Below are 25,200 nucleotides of genomic sequence, written 5' to 3'. Positions count from 1 at the left end.
CGCGGTATGGGCCGGGAGTGTTGCCCTGCCGCTACAACCGTACCGTTCGGGATCCGCACCAATGCGATGGGCCGGACTTTCGGTTTCGAGTGCGGACGAAGTGGGGCCAGCCCATGGCAGGAATAGGGCAAGCCGACAATGTTGCTCAAATGCCACGTATTCGTGGTTAACCTATCGTAAAATATGGTGTTTTTCTCCCGCCCCAACGGAGGCGAATAGCTTCGATCACCTACCGGCGCACCAGGCGGCGCGCCAAGCGAATGGGAAAGGCAATGAGATTGACGGCCAGCAACAAGGTGCCGAGAACCACGCAGCCTGCGACAATCAGCACAGTGTGCGCCGCGTCTAGGACGCCGTGGGGCCATCGGGTGGCTTTGTGGACGGAATCAGGGGCGGGCAAAGGCGTGTAGATAGTCGTGGTTCTCATCTCTATCTCGTCACGTGATGATGGTGGCGCTTTTCGTCCGTTGCCCGGTGCGCGAAATTAAACATGGCGCAAAGACCCAGGATGAGCAGACCCAGCACCCAAAGCAGCAATAGAAATCCGACACCCAGCTCGCCCGGAACCGGCGTTCCAGCCGCCTGTCCCTCGATCCCGACGGTGCGCAGGGTCGTGCGACCGGTGATCAGGTAGAAGCTGATCCAGGCGACCATCAACGCATTGAAGACCACGAACGCCCAAGCGAATACAAGGCTGGCCGCATCCTTGCGCGGTCCTTGCAAACGCCCGTGGCATTGGGGACAATAGATCGAACGGCTCGAGACCGTCGCTCCGCAATTTGGGCACCGTGCGAGCATCGCCGCATTCCTTTTGGACATCGACTTGCAAACGCAACGCCGACGCGGCGAGTTCCGTTGAGGACGTGACGCACAGCGGCTCGCATGGAGCGTTAATCTGGGCTGCCCAATCCGATCGTCCTGCAACGCACTGCCGGCTCGAGGGGTTACTCTACCGAACCCGAGCAAGGAGATTTCACCATGCAAGGCAAGAAGACCCACGAACAGTTCGAGAGGACCTTGGAACGCAAATCCGATGTGCCCAAGGGGGACGCGCCCGACAAGCATCCTGAGCGGTCCCACAGTCGAGCGCCGCGAAAGCCCGACGCCCGGCAGAGCGAAATGTCGGTCAGTCGCCAGGGCATGACCGAAGAAGATCGGCAGCACAACAACGGGAAAGGCTCTTAAGCCCTGCTCCGACCGCAAAAAAGGAAAGTGGAGGCCTCGACCGGAATCGAACCGGTGTACACGGATTTGCAATCCTACGTAACTACTTGATATAGCACACGTAATTACGTTTGTGTCTCCAATATGTCTCCATCGGATGGCGCGGACTCCATGAAAAAGGCCGTAGCGCGGTGTAATTCTTCGTGATCGTCCTTGGCTGGAAACAGGTGGGAATATAAATCGAGCGTCATCTTGATCGAGCTGTGACCGAGCAATGCCTGCACCCGTTTCGCGTCTAGGCCGCGGCCGCCGTCGGCCACCGAATTAATGCACCACGAGGCGAACCAATGCCTGAGCGCGTGAAGCCCAGTGTACTTCGGCAGCGCTACGGCCTTGCCTCTTCGATCCTTTCCAGGGCGCGTTACACCGGCCGCGACTTGTGCGGTCTCGAAGCCATCGCGTTGCAGCTGGGTATGAGACAGCACGCCGCCATCGAGATTTGGGAAGACGAGGTTTAGGTCGCCCTTGGGGCAATTCTTGCGCCAGGCCTTGAGCGCATCCACGGCAGGCGGTGGCAGGGGAATCATCCGCTCACCGGCATCGCTTTTCGGCGGGCCGAAGTTATTAAACCGATCGGCCCGCTGGTAGATGTGGACATTGTTGCTGTTGAGGTTCACCGCAGTCCACTGGAGCCCGCGCAATTCGCTCGCCCGCATCCCGGTGAAGGCAGCCATAACGATGGCGGCGTAATAGCGGGCCGGGACATGCGCCAGGATGGCTTTAATCTCGTCGCGCGTGGGTATGTCCACGCCCACTCTCAATTGGCGCTTGGCGCGCTTCGCCGCCCGGTTGTCGATCGCGCCGCGACGTGTCCGCAGATCGCGCACGACGTTGTTTGTGGCAAGGCCCCGCTCAATCGCATCACCGATCAGCGATCCGAGTGAAGTCATAACCTTTCGAACCATCGCGGGGGAAACCTTGGCGCGCAAATCGTCACTGAATTGCCTCGCCTGAGCAATGGTCAAGGTGGTGATGCGCATCTCCCCAATGAGCGGCTTTATATGCAGGTCAAGATGCTGCCGATACTGCGCGATGGTGGTCTGCTCGCGGCCGGCCAGTTGCGCGGCCTCAATCCACAGTTCGCCGGCCTGCGCGATAGTCACGCCCGCCCTGTCTGGAATGTGCGTGCCGTCTTTGAGCTGAATTTTGCTGCTAGCCGCGAACGCATCAGCATCGCGCTTTTTGGCGAATGTCTTTAGCCGGCGCTTCTTGTTGCCATCGCGGTAGTCGACGACCCACGCTTCGCGGTGCTCGCCCTTCGCCGTCGTCCAGACCCGTTTTTTCACAGCCATTGCTGCCCCCGATTCAGATGCGAGGCCATTATAGCTGTGTACGGATTTTGTGCAACATGAAGCACGGTAGCACAAAACGCTTGACAAGAAGCCAAGAAATCCGTATATTCCGGTCGTTTTGCTGATTTCGGGCAAAATACGCCCTATCTCAGTAAACTAGCTGAACGCCAAAAACCTGTCAAGCGTTTTTTTCATAGGAGGACGAAAAACATGGACCTGGCCGACGACCTGCTCAACGGGGCGAAAGAGATCGCCGCTTTCATGGGCCTTCCGGCTCGCTCAATTTATCATGCCATCGAGGCCGGCACCCTGCCCTGTTTCCGCATCGGGGCAAAGATATGCGCCCGCAAGTCTACGTTGCTAACATGGGTGGCGGCTCAGGAGGCGGCGAACGATAACCGGCCTGCCGCGAGGGTGGCAGCATGAGCCAGGTTGATACCCGGTTCATCGACGATGTACGGGAGGAAGTACGCGCCGAGCAGCGCCAGAAGCGAGATGCGGCCCAGAACTATCGCTCGGGCAAAATATCCGACCTGCTGATTGACCACATCCACGTCCCGGTCGGACGGCGGGCGGTTGACGGCAGCCGGGCGGAAGAGCTCGCGAAGTCGATTAGCGAGGTGGGCCTGCTATCCCCCGTCATCGTTGCCCGTCGCGACGGCATCGAGGTGGATGGCGACATTCTAGATAACGTGCCGGTGCTGGTCGCCGGTGCGCATCGGATTGAAGCGATGAAGGCCCTGGGCCACACTTTTATCCGGTGCCAGGAGATCGACGCCGACGAAATCGACGCCGAACTTATCGAAATTTCCGAGAACCTTCACCGAGCCGAATTGACCGCGCTCCAGCGCAGCGAACAAATCGCCAGATGGATAGAGCTGACCACGGCCCGCCGGGAGGCTGGGGAGATTTCGCGTCAACCTGACGCAAAACCCGGACGCCCCGAGGGTGGCGTGCGAGCAGCGGCACGCGAGCTGGGCCTATCCGAGCCAGATGCCAGGCGAGCGGTCAAGGTGGCTGGGTTATCGGCCGAGGCTAAGGCGGCAGCGGTAGACGCGGGCCTGGACAATAACCGAACCGCGCTGCTCGCGGCGGCGAAGGAGCCGGAGCCGGAAAAGCAGGTCGCCGTACTTGTCGGGCGAACCATCGTTGCGGCGAACGAGAACGCACCCGGCCCAAACACATATCGGACCAACTTCACAGGCGACAATGAATGGTACACCCCGGCCCGCTACATCGAACTTGCCCGCAAAGTCATGGGCAGCATCGACGTCGACCCCGCCAGCAATGACCATGCTCAAAAAACCGTGCGGGCCGAAACCTATTACACAGCAGAGACCAACGGGCTCGACAAGGACTGGCGCGGCAAGGTTTGGATGAACCCGCCGTATAGTCAGCCGGAAATTGTTCACTTCATCGACAAGCTGGTCGAGGAATACCAATCAGGACGTTGCACCGAGGCGATAGTGCTGACCAATAACAGCACCGACACAGGGTGGTTCGGAACATTGTTCGAACACGCTGTCGCAATCTGTTTCACCACCGGACGCATTCGATTTGAAAGCCCGAAGGGTGAGAAGGCGGCGCCCGTGATGGGACAAGCATTCTGCTATTTCGGGACCAAGCCGGAGAGGTTCGCGGAGGTGTTCGCGGAGATCGGCAACGTCGTGATGCCTGCAAGGCAAACGCAAGCCGCCGGCCAAGCCGCCTAAAACGGAGGAACCCAGACAATGAAGATCACGAACCTGCGTCCTCTGCGGGACGCGGGCGTGCTGGCCTATTTCGATGTTCGGCTATCGCCCGAAGTCGAATTACTGGACTGGCACCTCAAAAGAAGTCGATCGGGACAGCTTCGCACTTTCCCGCCGCAAACGCGTGACACGCGCGGAAGTGCCGCTCGAGTCGCACCTGAAGTCTATGACCAGATAACCGCCCAGGCGGTTGAGATTTACGAGGGGCAGGTTGCCGGGCATGACCGAAGCGCAGACTAAACTCGAATCCATTTCCGATATTATTCAATCGACCGATACCGCTCGAATTGGCCACTTGTACTGGGGCCTTGCCGACATACTTGGCGGCGACATCATGGTGGCGCCAGAACACAAGTTCGGTGGCGGCGATTGGAAAAAGGCGACGCGGGATACGCTCCGGCCTGCCGGTTACAATGAAGCCGGTCTGAAAGATCCGGCCAGCCCCGCCGAGGCGCTATGCTGGTGTGTGATGGTGAGCGCCGTCGAGGCCTGCGATCCGTCAAGTTCGTTCATCGCGTTTTTCTCTCCAGCCCACGGTGATGCGCCAGCAATTCGGCAAATTGCCGGCCCGGTTGAGGACAAGGAAATCGGCAAGCTTGTTATTGCCCGGAAGCTGGGGATGCGCCCGCGCATGATCCCACTGCTCCCCGAAAACGCCGAACTTCCCGCACCAGCCAATGACAATGAGCCGGAACCCACCCCACCAGGAATGCACCCTGATCCGTTCACGCCGGAGGCGGCTGGCGGTCTATTGGGGGACATCGCCAGGTGGATTACCGACACAGCAATCGTGCCCGTCCCCGAGCTGTCCCTATCGGCGGCAATCGCCCTGATGGGTGGACTGTTCGGTGGGAAGGCTCTGACCCCCACCGATGCGGGCGTCAATGTCTATATCACCACCCTAATGGATACAGCCGGAGGCAAGGGCCATCCGCCAAAAGCCATTCGCCAGATAGCTGCCGGCTTGGGCGCCACGGGCAAGGACGCCGTGACCAACGGCGACCATACATCCTATGCAGCGATAGAACGGACCCTGCGGCGCTCGCCGTCCACGGCCATCGTCATGGACGAGTTCGGGCTGACCTTGCAGGACATCAACGCCAAGAACCGCAACAGTGTCGCGGCTTCGATCAGGAAGTTCCTTCTGGCGGTTTATGACCAATCGAACAGCATGTTCGACGGCCGAATCTACGCCAGCGCGGAAACCAAGAAGGATGCCGAACCTATAGCCGGCCCGGCATTAACCGTCTTAGGCATGACGACGACGGAAACCTTGTATGCCGGACTTTCTGAGGCGTCGGTGTCGGACGGCTTCTTGAACCGGTTTCTGTTCGTCACGGCTGGCCGTGTGGATGAGATCCGCCCTCCCAGCCTAAAGCGCGCCCTACGCGTGCCGAGAGACCTGAGCGATGCACTCAAGGAGGCACTCACCCACTTCCCCCAGGCCGACAAAGGTTTGTCGATCCGTAAGCATACGGTGCCGATGGAGGGGGGCGAGGAAGGCCCGGCCTATGCACTGTGGGCGGAAATCTTCCGGTGGCAGAACGACCGCTTCTGGAAGGGAGATGCCCGCAACATCATAGGGCGCGCTGCCGAGAACACGATCAGGCTAGCTACTCTCCGCGCCATATCGCGCTGCCCCGCCAAGCCCGAAGTCAGTCGGGGGGACGTCGCCTGGGCCTGGGGCGTCGTTCATGCATCCATCACGGCCATCCGCGATGGAGTTCGACGCCATATGTCGGAGAGCCCTGCCGACAGGCTCCGCAAGTCCATCCTTGCTCACGTCGAAGAAGCTGGCGAAGGCGGTCTGCCGTATAGCAAGCTGCTCGAGAAGCGGGGCGTTGCGACGGCGGATCATCGCCAACTGAGCGATGCATTGCATTGGCTCGTAGCGTCTGACCAGATTCGGGACGTTAACGGTAGGCCGATGCCCGGCAAGGGGTCTAAGTTCGTTCGAAAACAGGCCGAATAACCGTTCGAACGAAATCGAATTTTCGAACGAAACGGCTCCCAAAGCAGCTTTTTCGTTCGAATTTTCGAGGCGCGTTCGAAGTCGTTTCGAACGGAACGGCGAACAAAAATACCATATATTTCAATATATTATATAAAATAAAATCTCTCGTTCGAGTATTCGAAATATGCTTTTGAGTCCGGCTTTTTGCCCCTCAATCTGCATATCCCAAACCATCTTTCGAATTTTCGAACGGGCACCATCAACCCATGAGGAGATTGGAAATGGAACATCAAATGTTATCTGTGACGCCATTCATGGCAGAAGCGGCTTTCAATGAAGGCCCCGGTGATGCCGACCTTCGGGAAGTGCAAGTGGTCGGAATAATCGAAGGCGTGGACCGCCTTCGATGGGTGTGCATCGAGACAATCGATGGCTGGGAATTCCCCCGGCTAACCGAGGCTGTCCGATGGAAAGCGGAGGCCCGAGCATGACCACCACAACAACCCGCACCCAGACCCAAGAGCCCGGCAGCGACACCGACCGCCCCTTCCGCGGCCGGCGTATGTCGTGGGCCGAGTTTTATCGGATGCGACCAGACCGCCGGCCTGCCAATGATAACGGTAAGGTCGAGCGAGCCGCATAGGGGCCAACCCAACTCGCCGCACGCTGCCAGCCGCAGACCCGCCTGCCCCTCACGCGCGCATTTTTTTCTGGGCTTTGATTTTTTAATCAAAGGGTACGGGCCGGGATTCAAGTCGCCGTCCGGACCGGCCCAGACCCGCGCCACCAAGGGCACGCACGCGTAACCAAAATCACAAGAAAAACTTGGTCCCGGAAAACTGGGCTTTTCGCCCCTTTTGGTGCTCTCACGTGCAAAATGAAAAAGAAAAAGTTTGGTGGCGGGGGCACCGCAAAAGTCGCAGCCCTGCCCCACCGGGACCGGCGGCGGGGGAGCGCGATTCAAAAGCTGTAGAAAAAAGTTTGGGCCTTCGGTGGCGTCTCAGCGCGCCATCTCGGTACGCTTTGATTGACGGTTTCGGCTGTCGACAAAAACACACTGGTAAGGCCGGTAATTAGCCTGCCGGCCCGTCGAAAGCACAAGTTGACATATCCCCTTCCACGCCGCCCAGGAGGAAAACCTTGACTGCAGCACCCAAACCAGCCCTCACCCCAACTCCGCCCATCCCGGCGAACGACAACCAAAAATGGGAATGGCCGGCCTATAGCCGACTTAAAGCCGGACGCCTGATGCGAACGCCCGATGATAATGTTCAAGCGCTTTGCGCACTCGTTAGACTTCGCCGAGACATGGAGGCGACAGGAGGGTGCGCATCATGGACCACGGAGTCACCGGATGCGTCGATCAATGAGGATGTCCAAGTCGGTTACGGCACAGACCTCAAGCGTGAGCGACCGACGCCGGAGCACTTGGTCGCGCTCTACATCGCTGGCAAATTAGAATACCTGCCCTCGCGCGATGGTGAGGTGGTGCCGCACAAGACCGACGGAAACGTTTCCTACCAAATCGAGGATCGGCTCCGCGGACCACGCGGCCCAGCACAGCCCCAATATCCTGCGGAGGTCGAAGCCGAGCTCAATGGGCGATACTCCGGCGCCGCCTGGCCATCCGCTCCCAATGCTGCAAAATCTGCTCGCCACCTATTTTCCGGCGCAATGATGAAGCCAGCAGGAGAGGTGCGGACTTGGCATTCGCCGGAGCATGGGCTGGTCAATAGCATCTACGCCGAAAAGACCCTCGACTACCTGCAGGAAACGCTACCATCTTCCCTATGGAACGTCCTCGATCTATCCGTAGATGGCGCTACCGCTGAGGTCATTGGTGAAAGCCGAGGCCACAACGGAAAGTATGCCCAAACGGTCGGCGCCGAACTACAGCGCCTGGCACTCGAGGCGCTGATCGAGGCTTATGGCAAATACGACAGCCGTTGTAATGCCACCTAATTTAGCGCTCGTGACCTTTACCTAGTGAAGGGGCCAAGCGCTCCTCAAAGCGGCACCCTGGGCGGCACCTCGGGTGCCGCTTCTATTTCGCCCCCTATTTCCCAATCTCCCAAAAATGAGGTGACGAATGCGCAGGTCCGCACTCGGCGACGTGTTCGCACGTCGTCTCAATCTCGAACCCGGACGCGTCGAACGCATCGGGCAGCGCGCCGCCGAAGCTGGATTGCTTCCGGTGACGGAAGGTTCCCGGCGCTATCCGCCCGAGCTTTCAACCGCGGAAGCGGTGACTTTTTTGCTCGCCGTTCTGACCGACGATGGGCTCGGCAAGGTGCCGCAGCAGGTCTCGACCTTCTCCGCCCTCACCGACGGCTCGACCACGCTGCACGCCGCGCTCGCCGATCTCTTCAGCCACGGCCCAGCCCTCGCCGGCGCGGTGCACGGCGACCTGATCATCCGGCTCGATCCAGCCACGGCCTCGCTCACGGCCGGAGGGCACTTCCGGCGGTTCGGCCCCGAGCCACCGGCGGGCGCCGCGGGACGGCACGTTGTGGTGCCGGGCCGGGCCCTCGCGGCCATCGGGCTCGAATTCCAAGGCCGCACGCCGGCAGAAGCCGATGAACTCGTGGCGCTGGCCAGAATCTCGGCGAGCCCCAGCGTGGGGCACGCATTCTCAAACCCAGGATTCAAATGACCATTAAAGCAGTCGAAAAAATCGAGGGAAGCGACCTGTTCGCCTTGCCCTCCAATCCCACGGCGCTAGCCGCCCTGGCTGACTTCGCCGGAAAGCATTTCGGCTATTCAGGCTCGACGCCGCGCAACGCGCCAGAGCGCATCAACCTTTGGCGCGCGGTTAACACCGAACTGGCGGTCCTCAAGGCCCTCGGCTCGGAAGGCGATGACGACCTAGCTCGCCTTGAAAAGGCGCTCGGCATCGACGGCACCGCTCTCGCAGAAAACCCTGACCCGGCGGATGTCGCCCGTGTCTCTAACTCGGTTCGCTCAAAGGCACGCGCTCAATGTGAAGCGCTGCTAGCGACCGGCTACCAACCATAAGAACAGGACTACCTATGACCAATCCTCACCTTGAGACCATCGCAACCCGCGTCGAAGAAATCACCGGCGCGATGGACACCCGCCTCTCGGAAATCGAGAAGCGCTTCGCGCGCATGGCCGATAACGACAATGGCGCGGCACCCGGCACCCGCCAGACCCTCGGATCGATCGTCGCAAACGACAACGAGGTCAAAAAGCTCACGTCGGATTTCCGCGGCCGGGCCGTGGTGAAGATCAACGGTGATCGCGCCGACATCACATCCGGCACCGGCACGGTCGGCTCGAGCACTAGCGGCTCGACCAGCCTGGTTGTTGCGGATCGTCGTCCCGGCATCGTGACGCCACCCGAGCGCAAATTTACTGTTCGCGACCTTCTGCGGCAGTCGACCACGACGTCGAATTTGATCGAGTGGCCCGAAGAGACGGAGTTCACCAATGCGGCCGCCCCGGTCGCGGAAAATCCCGAGACGTCGAAGCCGCAGTCCGACCTCGAATTTGAGATGCGCTCTGCGCACGTGCGCACCATTGCGCACATCTTTAAGGGTTCGCGCCAGATCCTCGACGATTCCCCCGCTCTCGTTTCGTACATCGATCGACGCGGTACTTACGGGCTGAAACTCGTCGAGGAAAACCAGCTCCTGAACGGCAACGGCACTGGCCAGAACGTTCACGGCATCATTCCGCAGGCTACGGCTTATGACACCAGCCGCACAGCGACCGGCGACGACGAACTGTCGATCATTAACCACGCCATCGCTCAGAGCGAAGAGAGTGATTACGATCCGGACGGCATTGTGCTTTCGGTTCGCGATTGGCGCCGCTTGCTCGACGTCCGCGGTACCGACGGCCATTTCCTCTCGAATGGCGCCTTTGGCACGACCGCTCGCCGCGTTTGGGACCTCCCTGTCGTTCCCTCCCGTGCTCTTGCTCCAGGTCAATTCCTTGTCGGCTCGTTCAACATGGCGGCGGAAATCTTCGACCGTCAGGAGGTTGAGTTCCTGATCTCGACCGAGAACGAAGACGACTTTGTTCGTAACCGTTGGACTGGGCGCGTGGAGTCTCGTCTCGCGCTGGCCGTTTATCATCCCGGCTCGTTCATCGTCGGTGATCTGTACAGCACGGGCTCGTAACCAAACAAGGCGGCTATGTGAAGGGTCGAACCCCGGCCGAGAGCGCAACGACGTTGCCGCCGATTGGGAACCTAGCGTCGTTCGCAGGGAACCGGGTGAGCGCGGTAGATCCACTTCGCTTCGGCGTCGGCCCGCCACCCACTGCCCGCTCCATTAACCGGAGCGGGCCTTTTCTTTTTCGAGGAGCTATTATGCCTTACGGGCGCATCGTTCACATCAATCCCGAGCGCGGTTTTGGATTCTTGAAGTCTGACGCCCCGCCATTCGACACCGCGTTCTTTCACTTTTCGGAGATGGCCAAGGCCGGCGTCGCCAGTCCCGAAAAGGGTATGGCCTTCTCGTATCGTATGGGAACGGATTCGCGGTCGGGCCGACTGCGGGCGCTTGACCTGGAGCTGCTGCCGGTGGCCGAGGTCTAGGGGCATCGCGAAGTCTGGGGTCTCACGAGCCCCGCACCGGCGCCGGAATGCAACGCGTGATCCCGCAGGTTTTCGAAAGTTTTTCCCACACCGCACCCCCCATATTTTCAATTGGGGATATGCGCATTTTGGGTGCGCGCCGGTGAGCGGGAAGCGATGCCGGTGAGTTTGAAGGCGCCCCCCTGCCTCACGCAACTCAATTATTCATGGAGATTGAAACATGACCGAAGTCGACGATCTCGCCGACCGCCTCGCCGCGTCCGCTGCTGAGCATAGCGCAGTGCTAGGCAAAGCCGCCCAAGCCACTGCCGAAGCCGTCACACGCTCCCAGATGCAGGCCGCAGACGCCCTCCCCGTGCGCACAAAATCCGACCGCCAGGCCGCCCAATGGATCGCGGCCCACATCGACGGCCGCGAGCGCCGCTTGCAGATCGTCCCGGAAGATATCCCGACGTTCGAAGCCGCAAATGGCGGGGCCTACGCCGCCCTGCGTGCCCTGACCGGTGGAGACTGGACCGTCGATCTGGTCCGGAAGGTTCTGGCCTTTGCAGCCATGCCAGCCGTCGACCGCGAACGTCTGGCCAAACTGGCCAAGTTCGCTGGCTCGCTCGGCGTTCCGAGCATCGCAATTCCTACCCCCGCCTGGCTCGATGAGGCGCTTTCGACGAAACCTCCTGCGCCAATGGCTGGGCTGGCGGCGCTGGTATTGACCGCTGCTCTGTTCGGGATCCCGGACGATGAGGCCCATTGGAACGATTCCGATGGCGCGTAAGACTAGGGGATTCGAAAAAATGGAAGCGCGCTTTCGAGCGCTTCCCGACGAGGTGCAGAAAGATACCGAGGCGGCCGCTGTCCGCGCAGCCGGACGAACCGCCGACCACATGCGCCGCCTTGCCGAGCGTTCGCGCGATACCGGCGCGCTGGTCGAGAGCATCACAGTCACCCCCGCAGGCGGTTCGACCCCGTCATACAGCGCTGGCGGAGCATATGTCGTGCCCCCAGGCGCAGCGGCTGTGACAGCCGGTAACACCAACGCCCGGCATGCGCATTTTGTGGAATTTGGAACGCATGACGCACCCGCGCAGCCGTTCTTTTTCCCCGCTGTCAGAAGCAACAGGAAGCCCGCCGCGCGCGCCATCAAGGCTGCGGGAAGACGGGCCATTAAGAAAGCAATGAAGAAATGACCACTGAACGAGATCGGTTATTGGTCCTCGTTGAGGCGCGGGTCAATGACCTTGAAAAGGGCATGCGCAGGGCGACCCAATCGACACAGCGCGCCCGAAGAGACATCGAGAAAGAGGCCGACAAACTTTCGCGGAACCTCGAAACGAAAATGGCCAAGGCCGGCCGAGGCTTCTCCGGGGTATCGGGGGCATTCGGTGCGGTTCGTGGCGCGCTGGGCATGGCTGGGATAGGTCTTGGCGCGGGAGCCATCGCCAACCTTACCTCGGAATGGTCCGATCTGAATTCTCGCGTCGCCAACGCTGTCGGCAGTATGTCGCGTGGTGAAGAGGTCATGGGCCGCATTACCGAGATGGCGCGCCGGTCCTATTCGTCGCTCGGACAGACCGCCGAGGCATTTCTTCAGAACTCCACGGCCCTCACCGAACTGGGTTATAATACCACCCAGCAACTGAACCTGACTGAGGCACTGAACAACGCCCTGGTTATCTCCGCGACACGCGGTCAGCAGGCGGATAGCGTCATGCGGGCATGGTCGCAGGCATTGGCTCTCGGCGAGCTTCGTGGCGACAATCTCAACTCGGTAATTCAAGGCTCTTCGCGCCTGACCAAGGCCCTGGCTGACTCAATGGGCGTCTCTACGAACGAGCTCCGCAAGCTCGGATCAGAAGGCAAGATTACGACTTCAGTGATGTATGGCGTAACGAGCCAGTTGGAGCAGTTGCGACGCGAAGCCGATGAAATGCCCGCGACGTTGACGGACAGCTTCGTGCTGCTCGGCAACTCGGTGATGCAGTTCTTCGGGCAGATCGACCAGGCTACCGGCGCCACCAGCTGGCTTGCCGGGGAAATCATCCTCCTCGCCGACAGTATCGAGGAAGCCGCTCGACGTTGGCAGGAGGGCGACGTCCCGGTCCTGAAGTTCATGGAAGCGGCCGCCGGTCTTTCCCGCGAGCTCGGTATTCTCTCCGAACAAGTCGAGGATAACCGCGAAGAGTTCGAAATCCTCGACGAAGCCGTTGGAGACGCCAGGCAGCGGCTCATTGAGATGGCTGCAGAACTCACCCTCCTGGAGAACATGAGGGTGTTCGCGCCGGAGCTTCCAGGCGAAATTCAAGCGGTGGTGGACAAGCTCCTGCTGGGCGAATCCAGTGCGGAGGAGGCACGCCTTGCGCTTCTCGATCTGGCCAGCACGAACCCCGATTTCGGACTGGTCATAGGGCAGTTGGCCGGCGTTGCGGCTGAAATCCGAACTGTCACAGCCGCCGCCAACGAAATGCACGCAGCATTGAATATGCCCGGCGGCCCGACTGGTGACGGCGCTGGCCGTGGTGGTGCAGGTGCATCGCGAAGGGCGCGCATTGAAGCCGAAGAGGCCGCGGCGGCATACCTCGCCGAGCAGGACCGCCTGCTCGGGCTCTCGCGAGAACAGTTATCTCTTGAGCAGGCCATCGCGGCCGAGAAGGAGCGGGCCGCCGCGGCCGGCGTGACGCTGGGGGATGCCGAGGCGAAGCGTCTCGCTCAAATGCGCCTGGCCCAGTCGGCGCGGTCGGGTGGAGGTGGAAGTAGCCCCGTCGATCGATTTGAAGAGGCCATGGCCAGGCAGAGGCAAGCGAATGAGCTATTGGAAATGGAACTGACCCTGATGGCGCAAGGAACACCATACATCGGAGAGGCGACCAACGTGATGGATTTCATAAAAACGCAGGTGAACGCATGAGTGCGTATATTGCTGCTTGCTATCCGGGGCGTGTCGAGATGGTGAGCGATGGAGCCTCGTTTGACTTTGATGGCAAGATCGAAGCCATGCGGAGCAAGATTACACCCAGTGATCTTCTCCCCCTGGCGGTGGTCGGCGTTGGCGTCGTGGGCGACATCGCCCTGTTGAAGGTTGCCGTCCTGGAGGCAACGCAAGCCTGCTCGACTGTCGATGAAGTCATCGAAAGGCTACACACCGACCTCCCGCGGGTCGAGCGCCGGTCGACTCCCTCTTCGATTACCATCGTCGCCTTTTCGGAATCGTCGGGCGGCCAGATATGGGAATACAACAACGAGCGAAAGACGCTCCGGCCCTATTGGGATTCGCACGCAATCGGGCCGGAGCTATCCATGGACGAGATGAGGGCATCGGGGGCGGACATTACCCAAAGCTTGCGTGAGGGTGGAGTGCGCCTCCTGGAAGCTATGCGCCGGAAGCCCTGTCAGCCTGTCCAAGAGGTCCCCTTCGGCCACTACGTGGGGGGCCACATCGACTGGTGCGTGGTCGACAAGAACGGCGTGCGCATCGAGCGAGTGCATGAATGGCCCGACGTGGTGGGAGAGAAGATTGAGGTGGCTTAGCTGCCCCTTAATCCTCGTCGTCTGGCATCTCGATCGGCTCAAGGCCCTGCATGGTCCTGACTCGATTGGCAACGGCGACCGTCAGTTTATCCCATATGCTTTCGATGGCCTCAGCCGCCTCAAACATGGATTCGTGAAGATCGTACTCGTCCATCTCGGATGAGAAGTCGTCGAAGGTCTGCGCGCCAGCTGATACGGTGCGGTATAACTTCGACGCCTGATCTATGGTGAGAGTGTCGTCCTTGAGGACTTCGGCCACTTTGTGGGCAAAGCTCTGTGCGAGGTCGCCATGTTTTTTGAGTTTCTCGTACCAGTCCATACCCTATCCCCCTCTCGGCTTTTTCTTAGTCCGGCGCGGTAAATCGCCCTCCGGTCGCGGATCCGGTTCGCGATAATTTCGTGGCATAGGCCATCGTTCGACCTCCGGGACGTAGAAGCGTTCGCCCTGGAAGTGAAGATGAAGGGCGGCTGTATAGAATGCATCTTGAAGTGCGTTATGACGTCCAGGCCGTCGGGGTAGGCCTATGCGTCCTACGCAGTCATCCAGCTTGTTGCCCTGACCTTGCCATACAGTGCGAGCATGTTCCAAGGTGCAGAATTGCGGCACATCAATAGGGGCGTGCCCGGCCTTACGGAATTCGCGTTGAACATAGTGCATGTCGTATCGAGCATTATGCATGACCAGTGTATCGCCCCACTCAAGAAACGATCGCACGTCATTCGCGTGGTCCTCGAATAGATCCTGAAAGCGCGTTGTCCAGTTATCCCAGCCATGAACTTTCTCGGCCTCAGGACTGCTATTCTTGCGAGGGTCGAAACAAAGATAGAGCGATCGCTGGATGATGCGATTGTTCTCGAAACATAGGGCGGCAATGGTGACGATTTTTTCCCACTGCGTGACGCCGGTTGTTTCGGTATCGAGAACGATGAACCGCGTAATGCCCTTTGCGATTGCTGGTGATGCTATAGCCATATGATCCCCCAATGGGGGAATTCAAGCACCCGCCCCTGCTGCTGTCCAGCCCTTAATCCCGTAGGGCCACACCGGCCCCGCCCGCCGTGTCTCCGTCATCGAGAAACTGCACGCCGGCGGCTTCCAGGGCGGTGCGGATGGCGGTGAGGGTGGTGCCTGTTGCCGCGAGCAGCGGCCCGTTCATCTTTTCGAGCCTTTTCACTGTTTCGACCGAGATGCCGGCCTCTGCGGACAGCCTTTTTTGGTCCCACCTCAAAATCGCTCTAGCGGCCCTGATCTGCTCCGACGTCAGCAAAAGACACCTCAAGTGTAAAAATATACATTCTATAGTTGACACCTTGCGGGCATCACATTACACATAAGGTGTAATCACAAGCACCGCAAGGAGCAACACCAATGCCGAACCTGATTCCGGCGCCAGCCGAATGCTTGCCCACCTCCCGCCGAACTATTCTTGCGGCACTCGCGGGCCTGCCGTTGCTTGGGGCGCTTCCTGCGCTTGCAGCATCCGCCCAAACACCGGACGATCGCATTGCGTTCGCCTTACGGGAGATCGAGAGCGCTATGGCTGAAAAATACCCTGGATGGCGAGTACAGGTATTGCATCATGTGGCGCGCAGCCAGCGCTTCAAGAATGGCGGTTTCGCCGAGGGCGAAATCACACACGAGGCGGCACTGCTCTATGTCTCGCAGGAGAAGTGGGGAGCAGAGGAGGCGAGGTACTTTGTCAATCACGTCCCCAAAGAGGGTACAGCAGCATGAGCCGCACCATACTTCAATCGACCGCCGGTGATCTCGAAGCCCTCATTTCGATGTATCGTGGCGCCCGTTTTTCCGACACCACAATGGAACGAATGGGAGATATTGAGATCAACCTGTTCGAGAAGGCCACCAAATCTCCAGCCAATGACATGGCAGATCTGACCGCGAAGGGCGTAATTCTGAAGTTGGCGATCAGGCAGGAACTGGCCACTATCATCGAGGAGCTGGCAGCATCGCTTGCCGCTGACATCGAGCGGATGGCCGCCTAACCGAATCGGCGGGCGGGGCATTACGTGCGGATTCTCCTCTAAACTACCGCCTCGCTCGCCGTACCTTTTGGTCCCGCCGTCTGGATCGGCAAGCGACTTCTAATCGCCTAAAGTGCGTTCGACTCGCACCGGGATCGCCAACACAAAGCCGGGGTTTCCTCCTCATTGTCCCCGGCTGGACCCCATCGCAGAAATGCGGTGGGGTTTTTCATGTCGCCATGTCTCCAATATGTCGCCAGGATTCGCCGGAGACAGTCGGAATCGCCGGAAATCCGGGGGCTATTTGGCAACAAATGGAGACATGATTTTGGCGGATCAGGACACCAAATTATCTGTAAGCTATTGTTTTTGCTAGATAATTTAGTGGAGGCCTCGACCGGAATCGAACCGGTGTGCACGGATTTGCAATCCGCTGCGTCACCACTCCGCCACGAGGCCTCTGAACCGGGCTTGTAGAGCAATTCCGGAGACTTGCGCAAGCACCGAAGGCGAGCATCCTAAATTTTCTGAATTCCATGCATCCGATGGCGCGCCCGCAGCGCTCGCCGCTGTCACATAAGCGTTCGATTCGGCTGCAAAGACTTGCCCCAGTCGGGAACTGGTGGGGGCCCGAACGGTTATGGGCGGAGTACGAAGCCGTACGCCCCCGTGATCGACGGTCAGCAAGGAGCTCCGAAATGCAGAGCAAACTCATTCACGATGCCGATGGCGCGCAGACCTATGCCATCATTCTCGATCTCGGGGACGAAGTGATGTCGTGTCTTGAGACCTTCGCCACCCAGAAAGGCCTCAATGCTGCAAGCTTCAAGGCTATCGGCGCGTTCGAAAAGGCTACGCTTGCTTTCTTCGACTGGCAGGAAAAGAGCTATTTCAAGATCAATGTGAGCGAGCAGGTGGAAGTCGCGTCCCTGACGGGAGACATCGCGATGGGTCCGGACGGGAACCCGGCCGTCCATGCGCATGCGGTGCTCGGCACGTCGGATGGCCGCGCGATCGCCGGGCATGTGACAAGCGGCATCGTGCGGCCGACGCTGGAAATCATCCTCACCGAGGCTCCCACTTATTTGCGCAAGCGCTTCAATCCGGACGTCGGCCTCGCGCTGATCGACACCGCGCTTTAAGACGCGTGCGTCCTGCATTCCTTACTATCGTCTATTCGACCACAAACGCCTCACGGCGCTGAATTCGGGCTCCTGCATGCCCGCGGTGCCCGCGGCGAGCCTTTGGGCAGCCGGGTTGCGGCCGACACATGACTGCCTCCTCAATGCTCAAGCAGATGCATTCAATAGAACCTTGGCTCATTTACGCGTCATCAGATCTCTGGAACCATGGTAGAAGCGGCCGCCTCACCAAGGGGGACAGTTGCGATGCTGATCGATCCGCAGATTATCGGCTTGATTCTCGCTGGCGGCGGCGGGCAACGGCTCGGAGGCGTGCGCAAGGACGACGTCAGGCTGGGCAATGTGCGGCTTTTTGATCATGTCCGCCGGCGGCTGGCGCCGCAATGCGCGGCGCTTCTCCTTTCCGTCGAGGCCGGGCGAAATGCGGAAGACGGCGACGTCGTTGTTCTTCCCGATTCTCCTGATGGGCTCGCGGGACCAGCGGCCGGGCTTTTGGCCGGCGCGAAGTGGTGCGCCGAGCGCGCGCCGGGGGCGCTGCTGGTGTCGGTGTCGGTGGATACGCCGTTTTTCCCCGCCGATTTCGTTTCCCGCGCCTTAGAGCTGCTCGCTGCCGAGTGCGGCTGCTTGGTGGGCGCCTATGACGGCCGGGACTATCCCACCAATGCGCTCTGGCGCCCCGACCACCTTTTGGCCCATCTCGTCACCATTCCCCCTGCCCCACGCGGTCCGCGGCTACGCGACATCCAGTCGGCCCTAGGCGCGCGCCATCTCGACTATGCCGACGGGGTAGCCGCCAATCCCTTTGCCGGCATCAACCAGCTGTCGGACTTGCTGGCGCTCGACCTCCGGCTCAAGACGGAGGATCGATGAATGGCAATTTGGGGGTTGGCAAGCGCAATCAAATTGGCTAGATGATCGCCACCTGCCGAGCAGGCTACCACGTTCCCCGGTAGCTCAGTGGTAGAGCAACCGGCTGTTAACCGGTTGGTCGCTGGTTCGAATCCGGCCCGGGGAGCCACTTTTCTCATCCAATTCAAATCCGAGACTGTCTCCGTCAGAGGCTGGCCGCTGCGCTTGCTGCCGGAACCAGCCTGGATCGATGGCCATGCGTTCGCCATGGCGGGTGAGCTTTTCGCGCAAATCCATGAATTCGGCCTGGGTCCATCCGGGGGGCTCGGTAAGGACCAGCCAGGCGTCGAGATAGTCGGTGGGCGCGTAGACGTGGCCGAAGCCGATGGGTGAGGTCTGGGCGAGAGCCATGTCGAGCAGGAGTTGGAAGAAGGTGACGACCGGATACCAGTTGAGCAGCGTCGAAATGCCGGGCGGGCGTTCTCCCGACAACCATTCGGGCGGGCGGTAGAGCATCGTGGGTTCGAAAAAGACGATGGGGTCGCTTGGGTATTGCAGATAGAGGATCCGCGTCGGTCCCCAATCGGGGCCGGCGGCTTGGAGGACCTCTCCCTGGCTGGCGAAGCGTACGGTCGCGCCTTCACCGAAATTGGGAAGCCACCAGGGGGAATCGGAGTCGCGATTTTCGGTGAGATTGCGCCAGGTCACGCTGGCAAAAGGCGGCCCCACCCAGAGTGCGCCATCGAACGGATCGCCCAGAATATCGTAAAGCGAAGCGGAGGCTTGCGAGCTGTAGGCGCCTAGGCTCAGGCCATGCAGGTAGAGCTTGGGACGGGATCCCTCCGGCAGGCTGGTCCAGTGTTCATAGACGACGTTGAACAGAGCCTGCGCGGCGGCAACGCCCACATCCGGCTCGGTGACCAGCGACAGCCAGCTCGTGAGATAGGAATATTGCAAGGCGACGCTGGCGACATCGCCGCTATGGAGAAATTCGAGCGTATCGATTGCCGCCGGATCGACCCAGCCGGTGCCCACCGGCATGATCAGCACGAGGACCGATTTTTCGAATGCCCCTACCCGCTGCATTTCGGCAAGCGCCAATCTGGCGCGGTCGGCCACCGTTTCGGCCGAACGCAGGCCCACATAAACCCGCAAGGGCGTTTCGGCCGGCCGGCCTGTCATCGCTTCGATTTCTTCCCGCGTGGGGCCGGACTGCACATAGGCGCGGGCGTCACGGCCGATCGTGTCCCAAGCAATAAGCGAGGCGGCACTGCCCGAGCGCAATGAATCGGCGGGCGGCGGCTCCTGGCTGCCGGCGAGCTGGTCGAATTCGGCATAGGTCCGATCGGCGGCGGCGAGAATCCAGCGTACGAGCACGCCGTCAACGATCGTGCTCGAGAGAACGGCGACGATGATGATTCCGCCGATCAGCGCCACGCGCGGGGGGACGATGCGCGCCAGCCAATGGGAAACGGTTTGAACCGCACGCACGATCAGCGTTCCCAAACCCACCAGAATCAGCGCCGGCAGCATGGCAATGAGGGCGATGCGCACCGGCTCGTGACTCTCGACTGGCGCCATGCCCATGCCTATGCGGATCGAGTTCTGCCAATCGGTCGATATCCAGAGAAACGCCAGGGCAAGCAGTCCCGCGCCGCTGAGGAGCACGATCCTCACCCATTTCGACCAGGGCTTGTCGCGCGCGACGAGGCCGAGATAGTCGAGAAGCCATTCTATGAACACCCCGACTGCATAGCCGGCAGCGAACACGCAGCCGCTTAGAATGCCCTGCAGGACGTAGTGGCGGGGAATGAGGCTCGGGGTCAACGAAAGAGCGAAAAACACAAGGCCCAAGAACAGGCCGCCGGTAGACGTCCAGCCCATATCGCGCGCGCCCTGCCCGATGGCACGAAGCGAGCGCCAGATCCGGTGGCCAGCGCTTGAGCGATGCGTCTCCGGGCGGCTCTCGGTGTCGGTCATTTCGTTATGCCAGAACGTTCTGCGCCAAACTGATGGCGCCCCAGAAGATCGCAACGGCGATTCCGACGCCCAAGAGCCCGACGACCGTGCCGATGACAACGCCCAGCCCGTCGCGATTGATGCGTGAGACGCAAATTATCGCGATTCCGACATTGGGAACGGCGTTGATGAACGGGATGGGCAGCGCCATGGGCAGGCTGATCAGCATGACCAGCAAGCCGGTGGGGATCTTAGCGCTTTCGCCGGCCAGGGCTTCGAGACGAGGGCGCGACAGCCGGGCCAGCAATCTGGCGAGAAAGGCGAGCCGTTCCATCATGCCGGTAATCATCTTGCCTGGGATGCGCCGCGAGCTTATCCACCGGCCCAGCCGCAGCGGCTTGCCGAGCATCATCATGGTAGAGACCGTGACGATGGCTATGCCCATAAGGACGGCATAGCCCGGCGGTCCCCAGATCATGCTCAGCACGCTCAGGAGCAGGATGACGACCGTGTGGGAGTGGGTGCCGAGCAGGTCGACGAGTTCAACCACCGACAAGGCGCCGTCGGCGTTGCGGGCAGCCATTCGGACATTGGCCGCTATGGCCTCGATCTGCAGTTCAATCGGGGTCAACGCTTAGCCTGCCGTCGCAACTCCTTCGGACTGGCCTCTTGGTACGTGCTGCACCTCGTGAATTCAAGCTGTAAGGCGCGGCTCCTCGCCCAGACGTGAAGAAGGAAACCCCGACGCCCGAAATTGTCCGATGATGGGATTTGCATGGCGGAGTCGTCGGCGGGGAACCAAAGCCGGTATCGGGCATTCCAGCCACAGGAGCGCAGAAGTCAGTCGGTGGCCGCCCCTGCCGACGGGTACAGCGATGGGAGGGTCCTTTACCCCTGCGCCCGGCAACCCACCGGCATTGCGCCGAAACCCTGAACGACACTTTCCTGGCATTGCCTTGCCGGGCAGTGAGCGATTGCCCTTTAGCTGGAGATAATGATGGCTGAAAAGAAGCTCGAAAACCTGTTCGAAGATACGTTGCGCGATATCTATTATGCCGAGCGCCAGATCCTCAAAGCGCTACCCAAGATGGCCAAGGCTGCAAATTCCGAGCAGCTCGCCGCCGGCTTCGAACAGCATCGCGAGGAAACCGAGACGCATGTCGAGCGGCTCGAGAAGGTGTTCGAGATGCTTGACAAGCGGGCGCGCGGGAAGACGTGTGACGCCATCCTCGGGATCATCGAGGAAAGCAAGGAAATCATGGACGAGTACAAGGGCAGCCCAGCCATCGATGCAGGCCTGGCATCGGCTGCCCAAGCGGTGGAGCATTATGAAATCGCCCGCTACGGCACCCTCGTCACCTGGGCAAAGCAGCTTGGAATGAACGACGCCGCGCGGCTTCTCGAGCAGACGCTGGCCGAAGAAAAGGCCACCGACGAAAAGCTCACGCAATTGGCAGAGACAGAAGCCAACCCTAAGGCGGCCTGATGATCTGGGCGCCCCGATCTGGGGCGCCTTTTCTTTTTCAGGTGGGTTCTACGGGATCGGTGTGCCGCCCCATATAGGCCTCGTCGAGCTCGGTGATGACGTCCTCACCCTTTTCCGGATCGATACGCCTGAGGATTTCATCGATCTTTGCCTCGACCCTGTCGCTCCCTTCTTTCGATTGCGGGGAGCCGACGAACAGCAGCAGGGCCAAGCCGCCCACCTGCCACATGAGCTGAAGAAATTCGGACTGCCAGTTTTCGAAAGTGCCTTCCAGCATCTGGAATGCGTATTGCGAGACTTCTATGGGAGCGTGGTGATCCTGCTGTTCACCAACATAGGTGAACCATCCGAACAGCCAGTGGCCTGCCGCTGAAATCAAGAAGAACCCCAGCGTCACCCAAAGGTAGCTGTACCGGCCCCAAAACGATAGTTTCCGCATCTCCAACTCCTCGATGGAAACAGTGGCACAGCAACGGAGCGGACAAGGCTTGGTTCCCGCAATTGGAGGTTGTGCAAGCGTTCACATTCAGAACGACGCTCTTTAAATCGCCCCGCGAAAGGCTTATATGTGGCCGCGCAGTGCCGGGCCCCTCTGGCGTAGCGCTCTTGATCGCTGCGTGATGTCGGAACTGTTCCACCCTACTATGGAGAAGGTCCGGCGATGGATTTCGCATCATTCTTTTTGGGCACCTTTCTGGACACGCCTGTCTGGTTCTGGTTCGCCTTTCTCGCAGTCGTCATAGCTATCCTCGTCCTTGATCTCGGCGTGCTCCACAAGGAGCAGAAAGAGATCAGCGCCAAGGAAAGCTTCATCCTCTACGGCATGTACGTGATCGTGGCCTGTGCGTTCGGCGCATGGGTCTGGTATGTGCGCGGCTCCCAGGCGGGGCTCGAGTTCTTTACCGGCTATATCATCGAGCAGTCGCTCGCGATGGACAACATCTTCGTCATCGCGTCGATCTTTGCGTTCCTGGGCGTGCCAAGGCTCTATCAGCACCGCGTGCTGTTTTGGGGCATCATCGGCGTGCTGTTGTTCCGCGCCATCCTGATCGGTGCCGGCGTGGCGCTGGTCCACGCGTTCGAGCCGATCCTGTTCCTGTTCGGCGCCTTCCTCGTTTTCACTGGCGCGCGCATGTTCCGCAAGGTCGAGGAAGACGACGACATCGAAAACAACAAGATCCTCAAGTTCCTGCGCAGGCACTTCCGAATTACTCCGCAGTTCCACGGCACTAAGTTCCTGGTCGAGCAGCCGCATCCCAAGACTGGCAAGATGGTGCTCTGGCTGACCCCGCTCGCAGTTGCGCTGCTGATGGTCGAAATCGTCGACGTCATCTTCGCCGTCGACTCGGTGCCGGCGATCTTCGCGATCACGCAGGATCCGTTCATCGTCTACACCTCGAACGTGTTCGCGGTGCTCGGCCTGCGTGCCTTGTTCTTTGCGCTTTCGGCGGCCATGGCCCGGTTCCGGTACCTGCAGACCGCTCTCGCGATCGTTCTGATCTATGTCGGCATCAAGATCTTCCTCGTGCCGCTGGGCTACCACATCCCCACCCTGCTCTCGCTGTTCATCACCGTGGGCACGCTGGCGGCGGGTATCGCCTATTCGCTCTGGAAGACGCGCAACGATCCGCCGCTCGAAGAGCAGGACAAGCCCATTTCCCCTGAGGAACTCAAGAGTACCGACGCGCCCAACCCCTGATCGGGCGCTTGACGGCTCTCCGGGGCGGTCGTAAGTCTGAAAAACCAGCGCGGCGCAGTGTTCCTGCGCCGCGTATCTTTTTGGACGTCCGTCATGACCACCACGACCGCCGCGGCACCCCAGCCGGCACAACAGACCACTTCACTGTGGGTCCTCTTCGCCATCAGCTTTTCGCACCTGCTCAACGATTTGATGCAGGCGCTTCTGCCGGCGGTTTATCCGCTTCTGGCCCAGCTCTATGATCTCGACTTCACCCAGATCGGGCTGATCACGCTGGTCAATCAGATGACCGCCTCGCTGCTGCAACCAGTGGTGGGCTTCTACACCGACAAGTACCCCAAGCCATATTCGCTGCCGATCGCCATGGGGTTTACCCTGTGTGGGCTCTTGCTGCTTTCGAGCGCCGGGAGCTTTCCATTGCTGCTGTTGTCGGCGGCGTTGATCGGGGTCGGGTCTTCGATCTTTCATCCCGAATCGTCGCGCGTAGCCCGCATGGCTTCAGGCGGACGGCTCGGTTTTGCGCAATCGCTGTTCCAGGTGGGCGGCAATCTGGGCACCGCGATCGGTCCGCTCATGGCCGCGTTCATCATCATTCCCCGCGGGCAGGGAAGCGTCGCCTGGTATGCGGTAGTCGCCTTGACGGCAATCATCGTGCTTTCTGCCGTCAGCACCTGGTATGCCGGTCAGCATCGGCGGGCCGGGTCACGGACCGTCGTCAAACCGCGCACAGGTCTGAGCCGCAATGCGCTGATCGGGGCCTTTGCCATCATCGCCGTGCTGCTGACCAGCAAGTATGTCTACATGGCGTCGATGACGAGCTTTTATGCCTTCTTCCTCATCGAAAAGTTCAGTCTCGATGCTTCGAGCGCGCAGCTTTGCCTCTTCGTCTTTCTCGGCGCTTCGGCGGCCGGCACCTTTCTGGGTGGCCCGATCGGCGATCGCGTGGGGCGCAAGGTGGTGATCTGGGTGTCTATTCTCGGCCCCCTGCCCTTTACCCTCGTGCTGCCCTATGTCGGGCTCGAAGTTTCTATCGTGCTCACCGCGCTGATCGGTTTCATACTCTCGTCGGCTTTCGCGGCCATCGTGGTTTACGCACAGGAGCTGTTGCCTGGCCGTGTGGGCATGGTTGCCGGGTTCATCTTCGGGTTTGCTTTCGGCATCGGCGCGCTGGGGGCGGCGACGCTGGGCGTGCTCGCCGATAGGACAAGCATCATTTTCGTGTTCCAGATCTGCGCGTTTCTGCCCATCGCGGGCCTTCTGACCGCATTTCTGCCCGACACGTCGAAAAACAGGAGCGCTGCGTGAGCGAAACCGGCGAAAATTCCATCACCCTCACCCGGACCATCGACGCGCCGACCGAGGAGCTGTTCGGGGCCTGGACCGATCCGGCGCTGCTCGAACAATGGCAGGCCGACACCGTCGAATTCGAAGCCTTCGAAGGGGGACGCTTCCGGTTCGAAACGGCCGATGACGAGGAGCCGGAAACCGTGCACGTCGTCACCGGCACACTGGCCAGTTACGAACAGGATCGCAAACTGGTGGAGCTTTGGCACCACGAGGGAACGGACGCCTCGGAGGACAGCACGCTGATTGTCACCTTTCGTCCGCTCGATGCCGATCGCACGGAGATCAGCATCGTCGAGATCGCCGAGGTTCATGCCGATCCGCAATCGCGCATCTTCTCGCTTGAGGCCTGGGACGAGGCCCTGAGCGCGCTGGCCGAGCTGCTCGAGTAGATTTCCACAGCATTGGCCGAGGGTTAGGGACCTGCCTCT

29 protein-coding genes, 2 tRNA genes and 1 pseudogene are annotated in these 25,200 nt (G+C 60.3%); 23 read left to right on the top strand and 9 right to left on the bottom strand.

All coding sequences use genetic code 11. The annotated features are described in order from the left end of the window. Window positions 1–429: 429 nt before the first annotated feature. Window positions 430–723 carry a hypothetical protein gene (locus NO932_RS08705; RefSeq protein ID WP_309210789.1) on the bottom strand — a complete coding sequence of 98 codons (294 nt, stop codon included), beginning with the start codon at window positions 721–723 and terminating at the stop codon, window positions 430–432. 255 nt (window positions 724–978) lie between these two features. On the opposite strand from NO932_RS08705, the gene NO932_RS08700 reads away from it, so the two are divergent. Continuing rightward, complete coding sequence (locus NO932_RS08700; RefSeq protein ID WP_309210788.1) at window positions 979–1,185, top strand: hypothetical protein; 207 nt, start codon at window positions 979–981, stop codon at window positions 1,183–1,185. Window positions 1,186–1,289: 104 nt separating this feature from the next. Here NO932_RS08700 and NO932_RS08695 read toward each other — a convergent pair whose 3' ends face one another. After that, window positions 1,290–2,516, bottom strand: coding sequence for a site-specific integrase (locus NO932_RS08695; RefSeq protein ID WP_309210787.1), 1,227 nt, complete (start codon window positions 2,514–2,516; stop codon window positions 1,290–1,292). A gap of 210 nt (window positions 2,517–2,726) precedes the next feature. Between NO932_RS08695 and NO932_RS08690 the strand changes: the two genes are divergently transcribed. The 13 genes from NO932_RS08690 to NO932_RS08630 all read left to right on the top strand — a co-directional run bounded on the left by NO932_RS08690 (window position 2,727) and on the right by NO932_RS08630 (window position 14,307). After that, window positions 2,727–2,942 carry a helix-turn-helix domain-containing protein gene (locus tag NO932_RS08690; protein WP_309210786.1) on the top strand — a complete coding sequence of 72 codons (216 nt, stop codon included), beginning with the start codon at window positions 2,727–2,729 and terminating at the stop codon, window positions 2,940–2,942. After that, on the top strand, window positions 2,939–4,228 hold the full coding sequence (locus NO932_RS08685; protein WP_309210785.1) for a DNA N-6-adenine-methyltransferase: 1,290 nt from the start codon (window positions 2,939–2,941) through the stop codon (window positions 4,226–4,228). The genes NO932_RS08690 and NO932_RS08685 overlap by 4 nt, the downstream gene beginning before the upstream one ends. Window positions 4,229–4,246: 18 nt before the next feature. Next, window positions 4,247–4,507: a hypothetical protein gene (locus NO932_RS08680; RefSeq protein ID WP_309210784.1), complete on the top strand. Its 261-nt coding sequence runs from the start codon at window positions 4,247–4,249 to the stop codon at window positions 4,505–4,507. Next, complete coding sequence (locus NO932_RS08675; protein WP_309210783.1) at window positions 4,488–6,239, top strand: DUF3987 domain-containing protein; 1,752 nt, start codon at window positions 4,488–4,490, stop codon at window positions 6,237–6,239. Before NO932_RS08680 ends, NO932_RS08675 begins: the two co-directional genes overlap by 20 nt. 1,122 nt (window positions 6,240–7,361) lie before the next feature. Beyond that, on the top strand, window positions 7,362–8,183 hold the full coding sequence (locus tag NO932_RS08670) for a hypothetical protein (protein ID WP_309210782.1): 822 nt from the start codon (window positions 7,362–7,364) through the stop codon (window positions 8,181–8,183). Window positions 8,184–8,310: 127 nt separating this feature from the next. Further along, on the top strand, window positions 8,311–8,874 hold the full coding sequence (locus NO932_RS08665; protein WP_309210781.1) for a hypothetical protein: 564 nt from the start codon (window positions 8,311–8,313) through the stop codon (window positions 8,872–8,874). Continuing rightward, window positions 8,871–9,236 (top strand): hypothetical protein, encoded by a 366-nt coding sequence (locus NO932_RS08660; protein ID WP_309210779.1) that lies wholly within the window; start codon window positions 8,871–8,873, stop codon window positions 9,234–9,236. Before NO932_RS08665 ends, NO932_RS08660 begins: the two co-directional genes overlap by 4 nt. 14 nt (window positions 9,237–9,250) lie before the next feature. Continuing rightward, a complete protein-coding gene (locus NO932_RS08655; RefSeq protein ID WP_309210777.1) occupies window positions 9,251–10,366 on the top strand; it encodes a phage major capsid protein in 1,116 nt (371 codons plus the stop codon). Window positions 10,367–10,557: 191 nt separating this feature from the next. Further along, window positions 10,558–10,785: a hypothetical protein gene (locus NO932_RS08650; RefSeq protein ID WP_309210775.1), complete on the top strand. Its 228-nt coding sequence runs from the start codon at window positions 10,558–10,560 to the stop codon at window positions 10,783–10,785. A 220-nt stretch (window positions 10,786–11,005) separates the two neighbouring features. After that, entirely contained in the window at window positions 11,006–11,557 is a 552-nt protein-coding gene (locus tag NO932_RS08645; RefSeq protein WP_309210774.1) for a hypothetical protein, read from the top strand. A 19-nt stretch (window positions 11,558–11,576) separates the two neighbouring features. After that, window positions 11,577–11,969: an HK97-gp10 family putative phage morphogenesis protein gene (locus tag NO932_RS08640; protein ID WP_309210773.1), complete on the top strand. Its 393-nt coding sequence runs from the start codon at window positions 11,577–11,579 to the stop codon at window positions 11,967–11,969. Further along, complete coding sequence (locus NO932_RS08635) at window positions 11,966–13,687, top strand: tape measure protein (protein WP_309210772.1); 1,722 nt, start codon at window positions 11,966–11,968, stop codon at window positions 13,685–13,687. The genes NO932_RS08640 and NO932_RS08635 overlap by 4 nt, the downstream gene beginning before the upstream one ends. Beyond that, window positions 13,684–14,307: a hypothetical protein gene (locus NO932_RS08630; protein ID WP_309210770.1), complete on the top strand. Its 624-nt coding sequence runs from the start codon at window positions 13,684–13,686 to the stop codon at window positions 14,305–14,307. The genes NO932_RS08635 and NO932_RS08630 overlap by 4 nt, the downstream gene beginning before the upstream one ends. A 7-nt stretch (window positions 14,308–14,314) precedes the next feature. Here NO932_RS08630 and NO932_RS08625 read toward each other — a convergent pair whose 3' ends face one another. The 3 genes from NO932_RS08625 to NO932_RS08615 are packed head-to-tail and all read right to left on the bottom strand — an operon-like array spanning window position 14,315 to window position 15,482. Then, complete coding sequence (locus NO932_RS08625; RefSeq protein ID WP_309210768.1) at window positions 14,315–14,626, bottom strand: hypothetical protein; 312 nt, start codon at window positions 14,624–14,626, stop codon at window positions 14,315–14,317. Between the two features lie 3 nt (window positions 14,627–14,629). Further along, window positions 14,630–15,280: a 3'-5' exonuclease gene (locus tag NO932_RS08620; RefSeq protein ID WP_309210766.1), complete on the bottom strand. Its 651-nt coding sequence runs from the start codon at window positions 15,278–15,280 to the stop codon at window positions 14,630–14,632. A gap of 52 nt (window positions 15,281–15,332) precedes the next feature. After that, window positions 15,333–15,482 carry an XRE family transcriptional regulator gene (locus tag NO932_RS08615; protein ID WP_309210764.1) on the bottom strand — a complete coding sequence of 50 codons (150 nt, stop codon included), beginning with the start codon at window positions 15,480–15,482 and terminating at the stop codon, window positions 15,333–15,335. A 194-nt stretch (window positions 15,483–15,676) separates the two neighbouring features. Between NO932_RS08615 and NO932_RS08610 the strand changes: the two genes are divergently transcribed. Next, window positions 15,677–16,042 (top strand): hypothetical protein, encoded by a 366-nt coding sequence (locus NO932_RS08610; protein WP_309210762.1) that lies wholly within the window; start codon window positions 15,677–15,679, stop codon window positions 16,040–16,042. Continuing rightward, window positions 16,039–16,311, top strand: coding sequence for a hypothetical protein (locus tag NO932_RS08605; RefSeq protein ID WP_309210760.1), 273 nt, complete (start codon window positions 16,039–16,041; stop codon window positions 16,309–16,311). Before NO932_RS08610 ends, NO932_RS08605 begins: the two co-directional genes overlap by 4 nt. Window positions 16,312–16,675: 364 nt before the next feature. Here NO932_RS08605 and NO932_RS08600 read toward each other — a convergent pair. Next, a tRNA-Cys gene (locus tag NO932_RS08600) sits at window positions 16,676–16,749 on the bottom strand. A gap of 239 nt (window positions 16,750–16,988) precedes the next feature. Here NO932_RS08600 and NO932_RS08595 point away from each other — a divergent pair. From NO932_RS08595 to NO932_RS08585, 3 genes are all read left to right on the top strand, one after another. After that, window positions 16,989–17,432, top strand: a complete 444-nt coding sequence (locus NO932_RS08595) for a DNA-binding protein (RefSeq protein ID WP_309210759.1) — start codon at window positions 16,989–16,991, stop codon at window positions 17,430–17,432. Between the two features lie 246 nt (window positions 17,433–17,678). After that, window positions 17,679–18,302 (top strand): NTP transferase domain-containing protein, encoded by a 624-nt coding sequence (locus NO932_RS08590; protein WP_309210758.1) that lies wholly within the window; start codon window positions 17,679–17,681, stop codon window positions 18,300–18,302. Window positions 18,303–18,375: 73 nt separating this feature from the next. Next, window positions 18,376–18,450, top strand: a tRNA-Asn gene (locus NO932_RS08585). 188 nt (window positions 18,451–18,638) lie between these two features. Here the strand turns inward: NO932_RS08585 and NO932_RS08580 are convergent. Then, window positions 18,639–20,165: pseudogene (locus NO932_RS08580) on the bottom strand (alpha/beta hydrolase); the annotation flags it as partial. 100 nt (window positions 20,166–20,265) lie between these two features. Next, a complete protein-coding gene (locus NO932_RS08575) occupies window positions 20,266–20,871 on the bottom strand; it encodes an exopolysaccharide biosynthesis protein (RefSeq protein ID WP_309210756.1) in 606 nt (201 codons plus the stop codon). A gap of 363 nt (window positions 20,872–21,234) precedes the next feature. Between NO932_RS08575 and NO932_RS08570 the strand changes: the two genes are divergently transcribed. Then, on the top strand, window positions 21,235–21,726 hold the full coding sequence (locus tag NO932_RS08570) for a ferritin-like domain-containing protein (RefSeq protein WP_309210754.1): 492 nt from the start codon (window positions 21,235–21,237) through the stop codon (window positions 21,724–21,726). A 37-nt stretch (window positions 21,727–21,763) separates the two neighbouring features. Here NO932_RS08570 and NO932_RS08565 read toward each other — a convergent pair whose 3' ends face one another. After that, window positions 21,764–22,165: a DUF6766 family protein gene (locus NO932_RS08565; RefSeq protein WP_309210753.1), complete on the bottom strand. Its 402-nt coding sequence runs from the start codon at window positions 22,163–22,165 to the stop codon at window positions 21,764–21,766. A 222-nt stretch (window positions 22,166–22,387) separates the two neighbouring features. Between NO932_RS08565 and NO932_RS08560 the strand changes: the two genes are divergently transcribed. The 3 genes from NO932_RS08560 to NO932_RS08550 all read left to right on the top strand — a co-directional run bounded on the left by NO932_RS08560 (window position 22,388) and on the right by NO932_RS08550 (window position 25,161). Then, the gene (locus tag NO932_RS08560; protein WP_309210752.1) at window positions 22,388–23,425 is read left to right on the top strand and encodes a TerC family protein; all 1,038 of its coding nucleotides are present in this window, start codon (window positions 22,388–22,390) and stop codon (window positions 23,423–23,425) included. Between the two features lie 93 nt (window positions 23,426–23,518). After that, window positions 23,519–24,730 carry an MFS transporter gene (locus tag NO932_RS08555; protein ID WP_309210751.1) on the top strand — a complete coding sequence of 404 codons (1,212 nt, stop codon included), beginning with the start codon at window positions 23,519–23,521 and terminating at the stop codon, window positions 24,728–24,730. Beyond that, the gene (locus tag NO932_RS08550) at window positions 24,727–25,161 is read left to right on the top strand and encodes an SRPBCC domain-containing protein (RefSeq protein WP_309210750.1); all 435 of its coding nucleotides are present in this window, start codon (window positions 24,727–24,729) and stop codon (window positions 25,159–25,161) included. Before NO932_RS08555 ends, NO932_RS08550 begins: the two co-directional genes overlap by 4 nt. Window positions 25,162–25,200 lie beyond the last annotated feature (39 nt).

The sequence above is a fragment of the Pelagibacterium sp. 26DY04 genome (assembly GCF_031202305.1).
Taxonomy (GTDB): domain Bacteria; phylum Pseudomonadota; class Alphaproteobacteria; order Rhizobiales; family Devosiaceae; genus Pelagibacterium.
Note: the sequence above shows the minus strand (reverse complement) of the source record. Positions and strands in the feature narration are given on the sequence as shown.

Excerpts from the sequence above, each read along its gene's own strand:
- NO932_RS08700 (WP_309210788.1), top strand. The coding sequence starts at position 979 with ATGCAAGGCAAGAAGACCCACGAACAGTTCGAGAGGACCTTGGAACGC.
- NO932_RS08695 (WP_309210787.1), bottom strand. The coding sequence starts at position 2,516 with ATGGCTGTGAAAAAACGGGTCTGGACGACGGCGAAGGGCGAGCACCGC.
- NO932_RS08690 (WP_309210786.1), top strand. The coding sequence starts at position 2,727 with ATGGACCTGGCCGACGACCTGCTCAACGGGGCGAAAGAGATCGCCGCT.
- NO932_RS08685 (WP_309210785.1), top strand. The coding sequence starts at position 2,939 with ATGAGCCAGGTTGATACCCGGTTCATCGACGATGTACGGGAGGAAGTA.
- NO932_RS08680 (WP_309210784.1), top strand. The coding sequence starts at position 4,247 with ATGAAGATCACGAACCTGCGTCCTCTGCGGGACGCGGGCGTGCTGGCC.
- NO932_RS08675 (WP_309210783.1), top strand. The coding sequence starts at position 4,488 with ATGACCGAAGCGCAGACTAAACTCGAATCCATTTCCGATATTATTCAA.
- NO932_RS08665 (WP_309210781.1), top strand. The coding sequence starts at position 8,311 with ATGCGCAGGTCCGCACTCGGCGACGTGTTCGCACGTCGTCTCAATCTC.
- NO932_RS08660 (WP_309210779.1), top strand. The coding sequence starts at position 8,871 with ATGACCATTAAAGCAGTCGAAAAAATCGAGGGAAGCGACCTGTTCGCC.
- NO932_RS08655 (WP_309210777.1), top strand. The coding sequence starts at position 9,251 with ATGACCAATCCTCACCTTGAGACCATCGCAACCCGCGTCGAAGAAATC.
- NO932_RS08650 (WP_309210775.1), top strand. The coding sequence starts at position 10,558 with ATGCCTTACGGGCGCATCGTTCACATCAATCCCGAGCGCGGTTTTGGA.
- NO932_RS08645 (WP_309210774.1), top strand. The coding sequence starts at position 11,006 with ATGACCGAAGTCGACGATCTCGCCGACCGCCTCGCCGCGTCCGCTGCT.
- NO932_RS08640 (WP_309210773.1), top strand. The coding sequence starts at position 11,577 with ATGGAAGCGCGCTTTCGAGCGCTTCCCGACGAGGTGCAGAAAGATACC.
- NO932_RS08635 (WP_309210772.1), top strand. The coding sequence starts at position 11,966 with ATGACCACTGAACGAGATCGGTTATTGGTCCTCGTTGAGGCGCGGGTC.
- NO932_RS08630 (WP_309210770.1), top strand. The coding sequence starts at position 13,684 with ATGAGTGCGTATATTGCTGCTTGCTATCCGGGGCGTGTCGAGATGGTG.
- NO932_RS08625 (WP_309210768.1), bottom strand. The coding sequence starts at position 14,626 with ATGGACTGGTACGAGAAACTCAAAAAACATGGCGACCTCGCACAGAGC.
- NO932_RS08620 (WP_309210766.1), bottom strand. The coding sequence starts at position 15,280 with ATGGCTATAGCATCACCAGCAATCGCAAAGGGCATTACGCGGTTCATC.
- NO932_RS08610 (WP_309210762.1), top strand. The coding sequence starts at position 15,677 with ATGCCGAACCTGATTCCGGCGCCAGCCGAATGCTTGCCCACCTCCCGC.
- NO932_RS08605 (WP_309210760.1), top strand. The coding sequence starts at position 16,039 with ATGAGCCGCACCATACTTCAATCGACCGCCGGTGATCTCGAAGCCCTC.
- NO932_RS08595 (WP_309210759.1), top strand. The coding sequence starts at position 16,989 with ATGCAGAGCAAACTCATTCACGATGCCGATGGCGCGCAGACCTATGCC.
- NO932_RS08590 (WP_309210758.1), top strand. The coding sequence starts at position 17,679 with ATGCTGATCGATCCGCAGATTATCGGCTTGATTCTCGCTGGCGGCGGC.
- NO932_RS08570 (WP_309210754.1), top strand. The coding sequence starts at position 21,235 with ATGATGGCTGAAAAGAAGCTCGAAAACCTGTTCGAAGATACGTTGCGC.
- NO932_RS08565 (WP_309210753.1), bottom strand. The coding sequence starts at position 22,165 with ATGCGGAAACTATCGTTTTGGGGCCGGTACAGCTACCTTTGGGTGACG.
- NO932_RS08560 (WP_309210752.1), top strand. The coding sequence starts at position 22,388 with ATGGATTTCGCATCATTCTTTTTGGGCACCTTTCTGGACACGCCTGTC.
- NO932_RS08555 (WP_309210751.1), top strand. The coding sequence starts at position 23,519 with ATGACCACCACGACCGCCGCGGCACCCCAGCCGGCACAACAGACCACT.